Here is a 14345-nt window from a genome sequence, read left to right as displayed (position 1 = left end):
GCCCGCTCTGCGTACCCAGACATCGGGGGTCAAGTCATGGGCGATTCATTTCCGGCTGCGCGGCGCCGTGTGAATCGTTTCCGCGGCGGGCGCCGCGCGGCGACGGGACGCGGGCAGCGAGGACGGCGACGGTACGCCGTACCTCGTCAACGGCGTCGGCCGACTGGGCTCCAAGCGAACACGGTGGGAAGCGGAGCAGTCCGCAGGACCAAGGCCGGTCAGAGCGCCGCAGAGGCGGGATGCCGCAGAACTTCCACGGCATGACCGCCACAGAGATCCTCCCCCTCGCAGGCCCGTCCGATGATGCGCGTGAGGCGCTGGCGGCCATGAACGCTCGCCTGTGCCACCGGACCCTCTTCCGGTCCGACCGCGCCCGTTACGGTTGCGTCCAGGGAAGTGGTGTACGGGTTCGACCTGATCCGGGGGTTTGCTCCGGCGTCGGGATGAGGCCCGCATAGATGAACGGCCACCGGCTGATCTTCGAAGTGTCGAAGCCTCGAAGGAGATCAGCACGATGACCGCACCCGACAGTCTGCCCCTGCATGCCCTCGTGGAAGACAACCTCGCCGCGGCGAGTCCCGACCTGCTGCGCGCGATGGTCAAGACGTTCGCCGACGCGCTCATGTCCGCGGAGGCCGACGCCCTCTGCAACGCCGAATACGGGCAGGTCAGCGACGAACGCGTCAACCACCGCAACGGCTACCGCCCACGCGAGTGGGACACCCGCGCCGGCACCGTCGAACTCGCCGTCCCCAAGCTGCGCCAGGGCAGCTACTTCCCGCACTGGCTCCTGGAACGACGCCGACGGGCCGAACAGGCCCTCATCTCGGTGGTCGCCACCGCCTACCTGCTCGGCGTCTCCACTCGCAGAGTCGAGAAACTCGCCGAATCCCTCGGCGTCACCCAGCTGTCGAAGTCCCAGGTCAGCGCGATGGCCAAGCACCTGGACGAGCGGGTCGCCGAGTTCCGCAACCGGCCCCTGGACCAAGGCCCTTACGCGTTCGTCCGGGTGGACGCCCTGACCCAGAAGGTCCGCGAGGGCGGCCGTATCATCAACGTCCACGCGCTGATCGCGGTCGGGGTCAACGCCGACGGGCACCGCGAGATCCTCGGCATCGACGTTGCCACCGCCGAGGACGGCGCCGGCTGGCTCGCCTTCCTGCGCTCCCTGACCGCCCGCGGCCTGAAAGGTGTCCAGCTCGTCGTCTCCGACGCCCACACCGGTCTGGTCGCCGCGATCGGCGCCGTCCTGCCCGGAGCATCCTGGCAGCGATGCCGCACGCATTACGCCCGAAATTTGCTGAGCCAGGTCCCCAAGTCCGCCCAGCCGTGGGTGGCCACGCTGCTGCGGACCGTCTTCGAACAGCCCGACACCGACGCCGTCCAGGCCCAGATGCGCCACGTGCTGGACGCCCTGGAGGCCAAGTTTCCCAAGGCCGCCGCCCACTTGGTTGCCGCTCAGCACGACCTGCTGGCGTTCACCGCGTTCCCACGTGAGATCTGGCGGCAGATCTGGTCCAACAACCCACAAGAACGCCTGAACAAGGAGATCCGCCGCCGCACCGACGTGGTCGGCATCTTCCCCGACCGCACCGCCCTGATCCGCCTGGTCGGCGCGGTGCTGGCCGAGCAGAACGACGAGTGGACCGAGGCCCGCCGCTACATGGGCCGCGAGCTCCTCGCCAAGGCCCGCCTCCACCCGATCGAGTCAGAAACCGACGAGACCGAACTGCCCACCGAACTCACCGCATAGCCTCAAAACGAGATCACCGAGTGGCCGTCAATACACCACTCCAGCGGACGTGACCCCCTCTGGCTGAGCTACAGTCCGCGCGCATGGGAATCGCAGATACCAGCATCGCCGCGGCTGCAGCCGCACTCAGCGGTGTGGCCGCGTTCGCGTCAGTGCGTGACTCTGTCGGGGATCTTGGAGCGTCGAGGTCAGCTTCCCGGGGTACGCCAGGACTTCGACCGGGGTATCTTGCGCTGGTCGAGGTAATTCTGGAACGCAGTCGGTCGGCGGGGCGTGGGGGCTTCTTCGGTTGGAGGCAGTCCGCTGAGGCGCTCGATGTTGACGGCGATGGCCGTCAGGACGTGCTGGATGTGAGCCTTTCCCTGTCCGCGGTAGCGACAGCGCTGCATGCCGTATCCGTGGGCGAACTCCCGCCGCGCGGATGCGCGCATTCAGCACTCGGTGCATGTCGGCTGTCCGGCCGCCTCCCGGGCGGATCGTGGTCACCCTGCAGGGCCGGGGCCGTGCCGTCGCGCATGGTGGCGGGCTGCGCCTACTGCAGTGACGGATGGGAGGTTGTACGTACAGTCCACGGTTCCTGGTCCACGCCCACTCCGTCCATCGTCATCCCCGCCAAGAGCCCTAAGGCCCCCGAGACCACGCCCAACAGCAGACCGGCCCAGTACGGGACGGCATCCAGCAGGAACGGGACGGCGAGGAGGGCGCCAACCGCCGCGACACGCAGGTGCGAGGCGTGCACCTTCGGGAAGTACCGCGACGGCCGGGGAAGCGGCGCGACGGCGAGCCTGGGGTCGGTCTCGCACAATGGTGCGGCACCGTCGCGCAGATAGTACGCGTAGTCATCCTGCTGCATCTCGCCCCAGACCACGTGACCGGAGTCGGAGGCGAAGGCGGCGGGGACCTTGAGGTCCTTGTTCGTGCCCGCGATGTCACGCCACCGGGCAGGCCAGCACAACCAGCCGCCGTGGCCGACGAGTTGGGAAGCGGCATAGGTGAGGTGCTTGTCACCGACCTTGTCGCTTTGGGCGGCCTTCATGGCCCGGAGCCGGATAGTCCGTTGCTCGCCGCTGTCGCTCTCGTGAACCAACTCGACGCCGTAAGTGGTGGAGGCGGCGATCCTGCCGGCACCCTGCCCCGTCGGGTATCGGTACATCTCCAGCACTGGGGTACCGAACCGGACGCGGATAGCGTGGACGCTGCCCGCGGCGGCGTCCTCCTTGAGCATGCGTTGCGATCGACCGAGGTTGCTCTGGAGCAGCGCGAGATTGCACAGGGACAGCACGGCGCCGACGATGAAGGTGAGCAGGCAGTACAGGGCACCGAGCTGTGAACCCCGGCCGCCGTAGGCGCTGTTGGCCGCCGCGAACGGTGCCCAGACGGTGAGGTAGGCCGCGGCGACGAGCCCCCAGTCACGGCGCACCGCTCCCAGCTTGCCAGGGACCTTCTCCCGGGGAGGAGCGGTCGATGGCAGTAGCTTAACGGGGGGTGCTGACCGAGAGGCCATCAGCCAGCCCACGACGAACACCGCCGCCAGGGCCAGCGGCACGAGAACGTCCAGGCGAGGGCCGTCAGCTTCGTACCGGATCGAGGCCGCGCCCCATGCGGCGGCTGCCGACAACAAAGCCGCCGCGCCCAGAGTCCTGGCGAGTGGTGTGGAAAGGTGCTGCATGCGGTCTCCCCCCGACCTGAAACGCAGATCTTGTGGCGGCATGGAGATTACGCGCTGTTGATCAGCTGCCGGAAGGGTCGTGGACAGCCGTCGCTGCGCCGCGGAAGGTCTTCTCCCCATCCCTGAAGCCCTGGCAACCGCTCTGGCGCTGACAGTTACTGGGGGACGCTGTTCCTTTGGGGGCAGTTCCCTACTGAGGGAAGGGGTGAGAATGCTGGGCGGGTCAGTCGTTGAACGTGGTGGCGACGGCATCTCCGAGCTGACCTCGACGCTCCAAGATCCCCGACAGAGTCACGTACTCATGGCGGTCGTCACGGGAAGCCAACGCGACGGCTGGGTCTGTCGCGCAGATCGAGCGGGACCGCTGGCACAACGCCCTGACCCCCCAGCTTCGGATACGCCATCAGGCCGACCGCCTTGAGGTACGTTTCGAGGGCCCCACAGCACTGGGACGTCTTCAGGTGCAACTGCAGGTGCGAGACGACCGCGACCGCGGGAACGACCCCGAACTAGCCGGCAGCACCACCCGAGAGATGCGGGCACAAGTGATCTGGGGCCCAACGCGCTTCCGGCCGCGAATCGACGGAGCGGACGACTTGGGGCGCGCAGTCAGTCCGGTCTTCGTGGAACCCGGCGACATGGCCCTGTTCTCCACCGACCCCTCGGTGCGGCCGGACTGCTACGAGGACGCCGAGGGAGAACAACGCTGGCGGCAGCAGTACCGGGGCGCGCGCATTCGCCTATGGGCCACCTGCACGGCGGAAGGCCACAAGCCCTGGCGCCTCAGTTTTGAGGTTCCCCCTGGTGGCCACTGGGCCAGGACCGGTCCCGTCGCGCAAGCGTGACGAGCACAACACGACGCCAACGGCGCGGACTCTCAACCTCAAGGCGTCGCTGGACGCGCTGGACGAAACGGAGCTCCGCCTCGTCCAGCAGGCGATCGGAGAAGCGGCCACCGGCGAGGAATGTTGACGCTCTGGGCGCAGACGACGCTGGATACCGGGGTGGCAACGGGCGTGATCTGCGCGTTATCCACCTCGTAGCCGGGCGGCCTGCTGGGCTGTCCGGCGGGCCACGGCCGGGTCGACGGCGGTGAACGGCCGCACCTGAAGGTGCCCGTCGGCGCCCGGGCCAGGCCCGCCCGGCGGCAGGAGTTCCAGCTCCTGGGCGACACCGTTGACCCACCGGCCGCCCGGCCCGGGGCCGCCCTGCAGCTGGCCCACGACAGGCTCAGTGGCGAGGTAGGCCACCGGGCGCCGGGCCTGCTTGTACGCACGCAGGATCGTCCGGAGCGCGGCCGCGGGCTTGGCTGTGAGCTCGACCTCGAACGCGGCGAGGCGGCCGCCGGGCAGCACCACGACGAGGTCGGGCCAGTGCACGGCACGGGCCCCGACGGGCACAGCGAGTATTTCCCCGCGCCGGACGCCGACCGGGACCTGGTGCACGCCAAGGTCCGCCAGGAGCTCCGCCGCGCGGCCTGGTACGGCTTCGGCGGCGTGCACCTCCCGCTCGGAGAGCACAGTGCGCCCTTCGCTCTCCAGCCGGATACCGACATCCGCGACGGCCAGGCGGTGCAGCAGCCCGGCCTCGACCATCAGCCGCACCCGCCGCCGGGCGGCCTCGATCCGTCCGCCCCAACAGGCGTAGGCGGCCTGGTGGAGCGTCAGCGTGCTGTACCGGGTGGCCAGCCGCAGCAGCTGCTCGTCCTCCTCGGTGCGCTGCCAGCCGTCGCCGCGGGCCTCGCCCGTTCCTCGCGTCCGCCGTCGGCGCTCCGCTCGCTCCCGGTAGACCCCCGTCGCCCTGCTCTCCGCTGCCTGTCCTTCTCCCTCTGGTTGGCGCGCGGCCGCGTACATCACCGCGGCGCGGAAGGGAGCGTGACCTGCGAAGCGGACACCGTCCGGAACGGGAGTCGTCCGCCGCAGGGCGGAGGACCCGGCGGAGAACGCGGCGGCGCAGCGAGCAGGATCTACGGCGCGGGGTCGTCTCGGTGTGGGGACGCTGGCTGCCGTTGGGCGCACGAGGGAGGGGTGATGGGGTACACCGCCGTACACCCGGTCTGGGGTCGACTGGACGCGTCGATGGACGACCTCGGGTGTGACCGCGCTTGGACGGACGTCCACCGGGTCAAAGGACTGCGGCTGGCATGCCCGGAGTGCGGCGGTCGGGTCTTCGCCCGGGCCTCCCAGCACGTCGTCCGGCACTTCTACCACCAGGTGCGGCCCCCGGACTGCGAGCTGGCGAACGAATCACCGGAGCACCACCTCCTGAAGCTGGAGCTGGTCGTGGCTGCTCGGGCGGCGGGATGGCGAGCGGAGCTGGAGGTGAGCAGCGAGGTCCGGAACTGGCGGGCCGACGTGATGGTCTTCGACGAGCACGACCGCCCTTTCATGGCTCTGGAGGCGCAGTTGTCGCCCATGACGCAGGATGAGGCGCGTATGCGTACGGACCGTTACGCGCGGGACGGAGTGGCGGTGTGCTGGGTCGCCCTGCAGGACCGGCCTTGGGAGCGGGTCGTTCCCTCGCTGAGGGTGCGCTCTCCGCGCCGGCGGGGCGAGACCTGGACGGTGTGGCATGGGATGGCGCGCTATGACTGGGCGCCACGCACGCTGAAGGCGAAAGCAAAGTGGGTGCACATCACCTGCCCGCTCGGCGACGCGATCAGGTGGATCCTCGACGGGCGGGTGCACGCCCACACCGGCGCGAATGGCACGGTGTGGTGGACGGCGCCCGCGTACGAGGACCTGGTTTTGGCACGCGCCCAGATGGAGGCCGAAGCCGAAGCCGTCAGACGGGTGGCTGCCGCCGAGCGCCGTCGCCAGGAGGCCGAGCAGCGAGCCGCGGCCGCCGAGCAACACCGCCAAGACGCCGAGCGGCGGGCGCTGGAATGGCAGGCGGAGTTGCTGGAGTGGCAGGCGGAGTTGCAGCGGCTGGCGGGCTTTTTCCAGCGCACGGGCCTTGACGCCACGGTGTGGGAGGCGTTCACGCAGATGGTCCGCTCCGCCTCGGGCAAAGCGATCATGTATGGAGATCAGAGCCCCGCTCACGGTAACGGGCTGCTCGTCTACGCCCGGCCGCGATGGACAGGCGACGGGTTCACGCTGGCTGGTGTGGTCTGCCCCGATCTCGAAGCGCTCATCGAGTGGCCGGCGGAGCTGACGATCCTGGTCCCGAACCAGACGTGGCTCTCGCGCATCCAGGCCGCCGCCCGGTCTCCGCTGAAGGTCGCGGTGCTGAACCCCGTCACCGGACGCAGCACCTTCATACGCGTCACCGCTCCGGATGTTGTCCCTGTTAGACCCAACGGGCCTGATAGGGGATGACGTGTGACGGCGCCCACCCCGTTCCGCTGTGGGGTGAGCGCCGAAAGTCAGGCTGTCTTGAGAGTGGCGACGTGGCGGGCGCGTTCTTCGAGTTCCCGTACTCCGGCGACGCGGCGGTAGGCGGGGAGCGCCTTGAGCATCGTCTTCAGGTGCTCGTCTCCTCGGGCAGAGGAGATCGTGACGTGCTCGTCCAGGAAGGTTCCCCAGGTCTGGCAGGCGGCTTCGATGTGCCGCATGCGGAACTGGCGTTCGGCGGTCACGCCGAGGCAGTGCAGGCGGCCTTGGCGTTCCAGCGGGGAGCGGGCGGTGTTCGAGCGGCGCAGGGAGGCGATGGAGCCGTCCTTGTCGCCGAGGTGCCAGCGCACGTGTGCCTCGTGGAAGAAGTAGGCGGCCTGGTCGTATCCGCCTACGGCATCGCGTCGGTCGTCGGCGCGGGACAGCGCGCTCTCCGCCTCACGGAGCCGGGCCAGGGCGGTGTTCCGGGCGTTGGTCATCGCAGCGGCGGCGGCCTGCTGGCCGCACAGGAAGGCGACTAGGCGCGGGCCGGCGGAGGGCGCCGCCTCGGCGGCGGCGTCGGCGAGTTCCAGGCCCTTCTTGCCGTGGCCTAGGTGCGTCGCCTGCAGGCTCATGCCGCGCAGGGTGCGGCAGTAGGTGACGTGGTCCTCGGCAGCGCCCGCGAGCTCGAGGGCGCGCAGGTAGTACGTCTGGCCCAGGCCCTGCTGGTCTTCGTACATGGCCATCCAGCCCGTGAGGTACACGAAGTCCGCGACAGCGGCCCGCATGTCGCGTTGCACCTCGTCCGTGCCGCTCGCGCGCAGGTAGGGGCCGGCGGTGTTGACGAGGAAGGCGGCGGCCATCGGGCGGGCGTGGCCTGCCCCGACCTGGTCCAGGATGTCGGCGACCTTGTCGGTCATGGTGCGGACGGTCTCGACGTCGGAGCGGCCGATGTGCACCGTCCGCCCGGCCGTTGCCGACTCCAACCGCCCCGCCACGTCCTCGTATCGGGGCACGGCCAGCGCCGCGGCGTACATCCCGGTCTTCAGCACTCCCCGGCGTGTGGGATCCATGTCTGCCCGGCTCAGGTCGATCACTCCTGCCACGAAGTCGCGCTCTCCGGCCGGCTTTTCCTCGGTCTCCCAGCCGACCTCCGCGCACGTTACGGGCCGTCCGAGCAGCCGTGAGAGCGCCTCGGTGACGGCGGGCCTTGCCTCGAGTTTTGGAACGGATCCGGCGAGCCAGTGGGACACGCTCGTCTTGTCGTAGTGCATGCGGAGCCCCAGTTCGCGGCCGGCGGCGTTCACCCGGCGTGCGAGCTGTGCGTTTCCGATTCCTCCTGACTGCATCAGGGCCGCAAGGGCTGCATTCGGTGTTCGCGGTCGACGTGCCATCGATGACCCCCGGGTGCGTTCAACCAGTTCAACCGTGCCTCCACTCTGCTCCCTTACCCGGTGTCGCGTAGGGGAGTTGAGTGATTACCGGCCGTTCGGTGATCGCACCCGTACGACCGTCGACTGCTTGGTCCGCCCCTCCGACCCCCGAGGGGGGCGGACCGGGCGCCCAGGACGACGAAGAGGCCCACCACGATGACCAGGACGCCTGATACCCGGGAGAACATCACCGTCGCTGCTTCTGCCAGCGCCGCTGTGCTGTACGTGTGCGCTGAGCGAAGCAAGCTCACTCCCACGCTCGCAGCCGACCGTGCCGAGGCCGAGGGGCGCGACTTCGCCGAGGCGCGCGGGCTGACGATCACAGAAGTGGTCACGGACCCGTACGGCGATCCCGACCCTTGCCACCGTGACGGATGGCTGCGGGTGCGGGAGCTGGCGGAGTCCGGCGCGGTCCGAGTGGTGATCGTCCGGTGGCCCGCGTGTATCGCTCCGGAGCCCTCCCACGAGCTGAGGCACCGCGAGATTCGCTGGCTGCAGGATCACTGCGTACAGGTGCGGTACTCCTGGGAGCCGCTGGCCACGGGCGGCGGTGAGGCCAAGTGAGCACCAAGCGCAGCCTGCTGCATCGCGATCACCCGTGGATCGGCCGGGACGTCGAGGACACCGCGACCGGCCGTCGGGGGGTCCTGCGGGCCATCGCCCCGGACGGCGACCGGCCACGCCCGGTGGCATGGCTGCTGCCGGCGGGCGGCGGGATGGAGTGGACCACGGACCCGGGCGCGCTAGCCAACCCCGCGCCCCTCACGGCGGACATGCACCCCAAGGAGGAGCGGTGAGCGACGCCCACGCTCGTCCGTCGCGTCCGGGCCGCGCCGTGCTCGTCCTGGCCGCTTTGGGACTGATTCCGCCCGCCATGGTGCCGGCTCCCCGGGCAACGGCCGCCCCGCTTGCGGTCTCGATGGCGGATGCCGCGCCTGAGACCAGCCCAGCGCTGCAGGGCGGCGAACTGACCGAACGCGTCGAGCAGCACCCCGACCGATACGGCGAACGCCCGCACCTCGTACGGCGGGCTCCCTGACCATCTCTCCCCAAGCCGCCCGATGCCCTGTCCCCGTGGGCTCGGGTGCACGGGAGCTCCCGGCAGGTGGGCCGCTCCTCAACTGGCCAGCCGGGGGCTCCTCCCCAGCCACCATGCGCCCACCCGCCCGGGGCACCGGGCGGGATTCATCCACTGCCGTTGGAGGCGTACGTGAGCACCACAGCCGTGAGCACATCGCCCGGTCCCGTTCCCCCCGTCCCGGACGCCGACGAGGTGTTCGCCTTCGCCGCCCGGGAGATCGCTGCCGCTGCCGCCGGCCTGTGGCCGCGCGCCGACGTCGACCTCGGCGACCACGTCCCGAGCGTCACCGGCTACGTGCGCCGGATCCGCGTGGACGGGCGCACCCTGTACGCCAAGTACGCCTTCCTCGGGGTGTCGCTGGTCTCGCTCCTGCGGGGCGCCTGCGGGCCCTGGCCGGATGTCCGGGCGGCGCAGCAGGCGTACGTGCAGCGTCCCGGCGCGCTGATGGATCGGGAGGCCGCGCAGCTGCGGCTCCTGGCCCAGCTGGACTCGCCCCGGGTCTGTCCCGTGGCCGGCCTGGCGCGAGGGGTGCTGTTCACCGAGTCGGTGACCGGCCCGACCCTGGCCGACCTGCTCCTGCAGCGTCCGCACGATGCGGCCGATCTCCTCGAGGGCTTGTTCGGTGAGCTGCGGCGGCTTCACCGCCCGTCGGCGGCCCGGCTACTGGGCCCGGCCCGGGGCATCGGGGAGCACAGCATCCGGGGGACCTTCCAGCGCAAGTTCAACGGACTGAGCGGCCCGACGTATGTGGAACGGCTCGGGGCCGAACGGTGCGCGCCCGGCGATCGCGCCCTGGTCGTCGGGCTGCTGCGCGACGTCGTGGTCCGGCTGCACCGGCTCCAGGCCACGGGGCTGCCCCAGCAGGCGAGCCGGCGGGTGCTGGCGTACGGGGACCTCAAGCCTGAGCACGTGGTGTTCCCTGAAGGAACATCCGGTCAGCCGGTGTTCATCGACCCCGGCCTGCTGCTCGCCCCGCCCACGGTGGATGCCGCGAAGCTGATCAGCCGAACCGTGCTGCTGCTGGCCGCTGCCCGGCCCGGCGCCGGGACGGGCCAGCAGGCCATGCGCGGGGTCGGCGCCTTCGCCGCGGCGCGGGCGGACGTCCTACCCGCCCGGGTCCGCCGCTCCTGGCTGCGGGAGCTGCTGGTGCTGTGGCTGATGGACAGCGTCAACATCCTGACCACGTACCTGTCCGCGCCCGGCGTACTGCCGATGCCCGGTCGGGGCAGCGCTCTCATCGGCCGGGCCGTCGACCTGTGCCGGATGGCCGATCAGCTCAGCTCGGAGCTGGCGGCCGGCGCCGATACGCGCGCCGTGTGGGAGAGCGCGCTCGGCCTGGCTCAGGCGGTCGCCGCGTGATGCCGGGGCCGGTGGGCTCGGTCGGTGTCGTCGGTGCCGGCGCCGTCGGCCAGACCGTCGCGGCCACGCTGGTGGCCTCCGGCATCTGCCCTCGCCTGCTCGTCGTCTCCCGCACCGTCGAGCAGGCGAGGGCGCTGGCCGCTGACCTCGACGACATGCGCCAGACCACCGGATCGCCCGTGCAGCCCGAAGCCCGCCGGGTGGCGGACCTGATCGGCTGCCACGCCGTGGTCGTCGCCGTGCGGGCCGCGTTCACCAACACCCGTGCCGCCGACGTACGGATGGGCGGCGCGTTGACCAACGCTCCCGTGATCCGTGCTCTGGCCACGACACTGCGCGGCTACCAGGGGACCGTGCTCGTGGTCACCAACCCGGTCGACCTGATGACCCGGCTGTTCGCCGAGACCTCCGGCTGCCCGCGCGTGTACGGAATCGGCTCGAACCTCGACTCCGCCCGCTACCGGCTCACCCTGGCCCACCTGCTCGACGTGCCCGCAACCACCGTGCACGGCCACGTCATCGGCGAACACGGGGACGGTGCGGTGGTGTGCGCCTCGTCGACCACCGTCAACGGCACGCCCGCCGCCGTCCCCCTTGCGGAGGTACGCGCGGAACTGCGTACCCGCCCCGGCCAGATCAGCGCGGGCGTCGGCCGCACCCGCTCCGGACCCGCCGGCGCGGTGCTGTCCACTCTGCGCAAGGCCCTCGGCCTGGTCGACGGCACCGAGGAACTGACTGCCGAACACCGCGGCGACTGGCTCGGAATTCCGTTGCGCTTCACCGCCGGCCAGCCCGTAGCGTGCCTGCCCGCCCTCAACGCGGACGAAGACGCGCAACTGGCCGCGACCGCCACCAAACTCCGTGACGCCTACCAGGCGTTACGGCCGTCCGGACCCACACCCAACTCCCAGGAGACGACGTGAGCACCCCTACCGCCACCCGGCTGCAGGCCGCCGACGCGGACGTAACCGTCCTGAGCAACACCGCCTTCGTCACCGACTGGTCCCGCCGGTACTTCGGGCCGTGGTGGAACGCGTTCGAGGTCCCCACGAGCAGCGTCTGCGCCGGGCCCCTGGTCACCGCCGACGTCGACGAGAAGGCATACGCCGACCTGGCCGCGCTGCTGGCGTCCGTGCCGCACAGCGAGGCCACCTACGCCAAGGCCCGGCTGCTCCTCGCCCGCGACAGCACGGGCACCATCACCGCCGTCTCGCCCGACGAGCAGCTCGCCTACCGCTCCGAACAGTTGGGCGGCCACGTCACCATCTCCGGCCACGCCCCGCAGCCCGTGGCGCTGGCCGCGTCCCGGATCGCCCGGGAGATGATCCGCGCGGCCCTGCTGCGGGACGGATGGACGCTCCTGCACGCCTCCGCCGTCGTCCGCGACGGCCGGGCCCTGCTCGCCTTTGGCGACAAGGGCGCAGGGAAGACGACCACGGCTCTGCTGGTGGCCTCCCGTTGTGCCCAGCTCCTCGCCAACGACCGGGTGTTCATCAAGCGCATCGGCGCCGACCTGCGCGTGTTGCCCTGGCCGTCTGCAGCGGCCATCGGGCTGGGCCTGCTGGACGCCCTCGGCCTGTACGACGTCGTCCGCGACCGGCTCCAGGCCGGCGAACACCTCCACCCCACCCAGCACCAGGACGTCACCGACGCCCTGCTCGCCGGGCGGCGCGAGCCGCTGTGGGAGCCCGGCGGCAAGCGAGAGCGCAAGGTCCAGGTCTTCCCCGACCAGTTCGCCAGCTGGTTCGGCATGGAGCTGGCCACCGGCGGCCGCGCCGCCGCGCTGCTGTTCCCCCGCATCGACCCGGCCGCCGTCCCGGCCCTGGTCGACGGCGAACGGACCCTCGGTGAGGACGACTTCATGAGCGGGGCCACCGAGGACCGTTACCCGGACCACTTCGGCCTCGCCCACGGCATCGACGGCGGTGGCAGCGACCTGGCCCGGGCCACCGTCGCCGAACACCTGGCCGCCCTTCCGCACCACCAGGTGGTCCTCGGTCACGACGTGGGCGCCAATGCCGACTTCCTCGCCAAACTCTCCGACAGTCCCTGACACACCGTCGTAGAGCCCCGGTCAGCTGCGCCTCGCTGCAGCCGACCGGGGCTCCGTCATACCTGCTCACATCGCGTTGGGTCCATTGGACCTAACAGGGCTACCGGCCGCTCCTGGACGGCCCTCCACGGCCCTGGGAGGGCGGCTGACGGTGTGCGGCGGCTGACTCCTGAGCCCGGGCCCGGGACTGCTCGGCGGCCGCGCGCTTGTGCACGACGATGTGCGAGCGGCGGGCCTTGGTCTCGATGTCGTGCAGCTCGGGTTACTTCTTGGCGATGGTCTTCCGCAGGGCCTGCTCGGCCTGGCCGGCCGCCACGGTCTTCATGCTCTTGGCGGCCGCCTCGGTGTACTGGGTGGCCTCGCCCTTCCTCTGGATCACCTTGCGGACCGGCTATGGATGCCTGCGACGTGCAGGGCTGCCAGGCCTTCAGGATCACCGCACGCAACCGTGAACGCTCGCACCAACACCGCCCGAAGCACCACGGATTAGAAATACGAACTCAACTTGTTCTTTATCTACCAAGATCTTCCAGGCTTGCCGATGGCCTTGAGGGTCTCGGGGCGTTTGACGGTCTTGCCGACGTCGTAGCGGGGTGCCCGGTGTTTGTTCTTGGCGCCGGGGGGTCGTCCGGCGCCGGCGCCTCGGGGTTTGGGAACACGGGTCGGGCAGGCGAGGTGAGCGCGGATGTTCCTGAACCCCCGGCGGACCCGTGCGGGGGTGAGCCGGTCGGAGGTGGTGGGTTTCTCCCAGGGCCGGCGGAGGTCTTCAGCGAGCGTCCGGGCGAGCCGGAGCTGGGGGTGGGCGACGATCAGGATCCAGGTCCAGCGGTCCGCCGCCTCGGGAGTACGGAGTTTCGGGGTGGTCCAGCCCAGGGTCTGCTTCGCGAAGCGGAAGGTGTGCTCCAGATCGAAGCGGCGGAGAAATGCCTGCCAGAAACGGTCCACATCGTCCGGGGTGGCGCCGGTCTTCGAGGACCATAACCACACCGGCGGGGTATCCCTGTCCTTCGATAGATGCTCGACTTTCAACCGCATCAACGTCCCCTCGACCAAGGGAAGTTCACCGTCGTGGTCGAGCCAGGAGGAGCGGTGGGTGAGCCTTGGATGGACCCGGTCCCACGCCTGGGTCTCGGCCTTGCCGTAGTTGGTCGTGTCCGTGACCGTGGTGATCGCGGGCTCTGGCCAGGTCTCCGGCTTGGTGAAGCGGAACTTCGGACCGTGCTTGGGCGGCCGGCCGTTGACACCGTGCACCCGCGGTGGCTTCGGCAGACGCATCACGTGGTCGGAGCGGACCCGGCCGACCATCTCGACCGGCAGGTCACGCAGGACCCAGGCCAGGCAGGTGACGTCGTAGCCAGCGTCGCTGACGATCACGATATGCGGGTCGCCGGCCTGCCACTGGCCGGCTGCGATGAGCCGCTCGACGACACCACTCAACTGGGTGGCGGTGATCGCGGTCGCGTCGTCCGCAGGGCCGAGCCGGACCGCGTCCAGGATCGCGGTCCATGACGTGGCTGGACCTTCCCCCCCACTCCAGGTGCTCCAACTGCAACCGGAAGTTCGTCCACGACGGGCGCCGCGCGGTGTGCTTGAGCCGGTTGAACGCGCTCTTGCCTCCCACCCCCACCGCGAGCAGCCCATCCACCCGCTCCGCCCCGAACCGGGCCACCACCTGCGCGAAGA

Annotated in this window: 14 protein-coding genes and 1 pseudogene; 10 read left to right on the top strand and 5 right to left on the bottom strand. The window is 70.5% G+C overall.

The window, feature by feature from the left end; translation table 11 throughout:
* Positions 1–47: 47 nt before the first annotated feature.
* Together SAVERM_RS45720 and SAVERM_RS02230 are read left to right on the top strand one after the other, a co-directional pair.
* Positions 48–458, top strand: coding sequence for an RNaseH domain-containing protein (locus tag SAVERM_RS45720; protein ID WP_369407252.1), 411 nt, complete (start codon positions 48–50; stop codon positions 456–458).
* Between the two features lie 56 nt (positions 459–514).
* Positions 515–1753 carry an IS256 family transposase gene (locus SAVERM_RS02230; RefSeq protein ID WP_010981783.1) on the top strand — a complete coding sequence of 413 codons (1239 nt, stop codon included), beginning with the start codon at positions 515–517 and terminating at the stop codon, positions 1751–1753.
* A 188-nt stretch (positions 1754–1941) separates the two neighbouring features.
* Here SAVERM_RS02230 and SAVERM_RS39310 read toward each other — a convergent pair whose 3' ends face one another.
* Together SAVERM_RS39310 and SAVERM_RS02225 are read right to left on the bottom strand one after the other, a co-directional pair.
* Positions 1942–2142: a transposase gene (locus SAVERM_RS39310; RefSeq protein ID WP_237529037.1), complete on the bottom strand. Its 201-nt coding sequence runs from the start codon at positions 2140–2142 to the stop codon at positions 1942–1944.
* A gap of 143 nt (positions 2143–2285) precedes the next feature.
* Positions 2286–3422, bottom strand: coding sequence for a hypothetical protein (locus SAVERM_RS02225; protein WP_010981782.1), 1137 nt, complete (start codon positions 3420–3422; stop codon positions 2286–2288).
* 596 nt (positions 3423–4018) lie between these two features.
* Here SAVERM_RS02225 and SAVERM_RS42150 point away from each other — a divergent pair.
* Positions 4019–4267, top strand: a complete 249-nt coding sequence (locus tag SAVERM_RS42150) for a hypothetical protein (RefSeq protein WP_137951535.1) — start codon at positions 4019–4021, stop codon at positions 4265–4267.
* A 183-nt stretch (positions 4268–4450) separates the two neighbouring features.
* On the opposite strand, the gene SAVERM_RS02215 is transcribed toward SAVERM_RS42150, so the two are convergent.
* Positions 4451–5275 (bottom strand): hypothetical protein, encoded by an 825-nt coding sequence (locus SAVERM_RS02215; protein WP_010981781.1) that lies wholly within the window; start codon positions 5273–5275, stop codon positions 4451–4453.
* A 177-nt stretch (positions 5276–5452) separates the two neighbouring features.
* Between SAVERM_RS02215 and SAVERM_RS02210 the strand changes: the two genes are divergently transcribed.
* Positions 5453–6742 (top strand): competence protein CoiA, encoded by a 1290-nt coding sequence (locus SAVERM_RS02210; RefSeq protein WP_010981780.1) that lies wholly within the window; start codon positions 5453–5455, stop codon positions 6740–6742.
* 47 nt (positions 6743–6789) lie between these two features.
* On the opposite strand, the gene SAVERM_RS02205 is transcribed toward SAVERM_RS02210, so the two are convergent.
* Positions 6790–8130, bottom strand: coding sequence for an NsdA family TPR-like regulatory protein (locus tag SAVERM_RS02205; protein ID WP_010981779.1), 1341 nt, complete (start codon positions 8128–8130; stop codon positions 6790–6792).
* A gap of 195 nt (positions 8131–8325) precedes the next feature.
* Between SAVERM_RS02205 and SAVERM_RS02200 the strand changes: the two genes are divergently transcribed.
* From SAVERM_RS02200 to SAVERM_RS02180, 6 genes are all read left to right on the top strand, one after another.
* The gene (locus SAVERM_RS02200; protein WP_010981778.1) at positions 8326–8733 is read left to right on the top strand and encodes a hypothetical protein; all 408 of its coding nucleotides are present in this window, start codon (positions 8326–8328) and stop codon (positions 8731–8733) included.
* The gene (locus SAVERM_RS02195) at positions 8730–8966 is read left to right on the top strand and encodes a hypothetical protein (protein ID WP_010981777.1); all 237 of its coding nucleotides are present in this window, start codon (positions 8730–8732) and stop codon (positions 8964–8966) included. The genes SAVERM_RS02200 and SAVERM_RS02195 overlap by 4 nt, the downstream gene beginning before the upstream one ends.
* Positions 8963–9208, top strand: coding sequence for a hypothetical protein (locus SAVERM_RS42145; protein ID WP_037652588.1), 246 nt, complete (start codon positions 8963–8965; stop codon positions 9206–9208). The genes SAVERM_RS02195 and SAVERM_RS42145 overlap by 4 nt, the downstream gene beginning before the upstream one ends.
* Before the next feature lie 171 nt (positions 9209–9379).
* Complete coding sequence (locus SAVERM_RS02190) at positions 9380–10609, top strand: phosphotransferase (RefSeq protein ID WP_107083111.1); 1230 nt, start codon at positions 9380–9382, stop codon at positions 10607–10609.
* The gene (locus SAVERM_RS02185; RefSeq protein WP_037652606.1) at positions 10609–11532 is read left to right on the top strand and encodes a lactate/malate family dehydrogenase; all 924 of its coding nucleotides are present in this window, start codon (positions 10609–10611) and stop codon (positions 11530–11532) included. Before SAVERM_RS02190 ends, SAVERM_RS02185 begins: the two co-directional genes overlap by 1 nt.
* The gene (locus SAVERM_RS02180) at positions 11529–12662 is read left to right on the top strand and encodes a phosphoenolpyruvate carboxykinase (ATP) (protein WP_010981774.1); all 1134 of its coding nucleotides are present in this window, start codon (positions 11529–11531) and stop codon (positions 12660–12662) included. The genes SAVERM_RS02185 and SAVERM_RS02180 overlap by 4 nt, the downstream gene beginning before the upstream one ends.
* 516 nt (positions 12663–13178) lie before the next feature.
* Here SAVERM_RS02180 and SAVERM_RS02175 read toward each other — a convergent pair.
* Positions 13179–14186: pseudogene (locus SAVERM_RS02175) on the bottom strand (transposase); the annotation flags it as partial.
* Between the last annotated feature and the right edge of the window lie 159 nt (positions 14187–14345).

Source organism: Streptomyces avermitilis MA-4680 = NBRC 14893 (assembly GCF_000009765.2).
Classification (GTDB): domain Bacteria; phylum Actinomycetota; class Actinomycetes; order Streptomycetales; family Streptomycetaceae; genus Streptomyces; species Streptomyces avermitilis.
The sequence above is the reverse complement of the archived record's forward strand: the minus strand, read 5'-3'. Positions and strand labels throughout refer to the sequence as shown.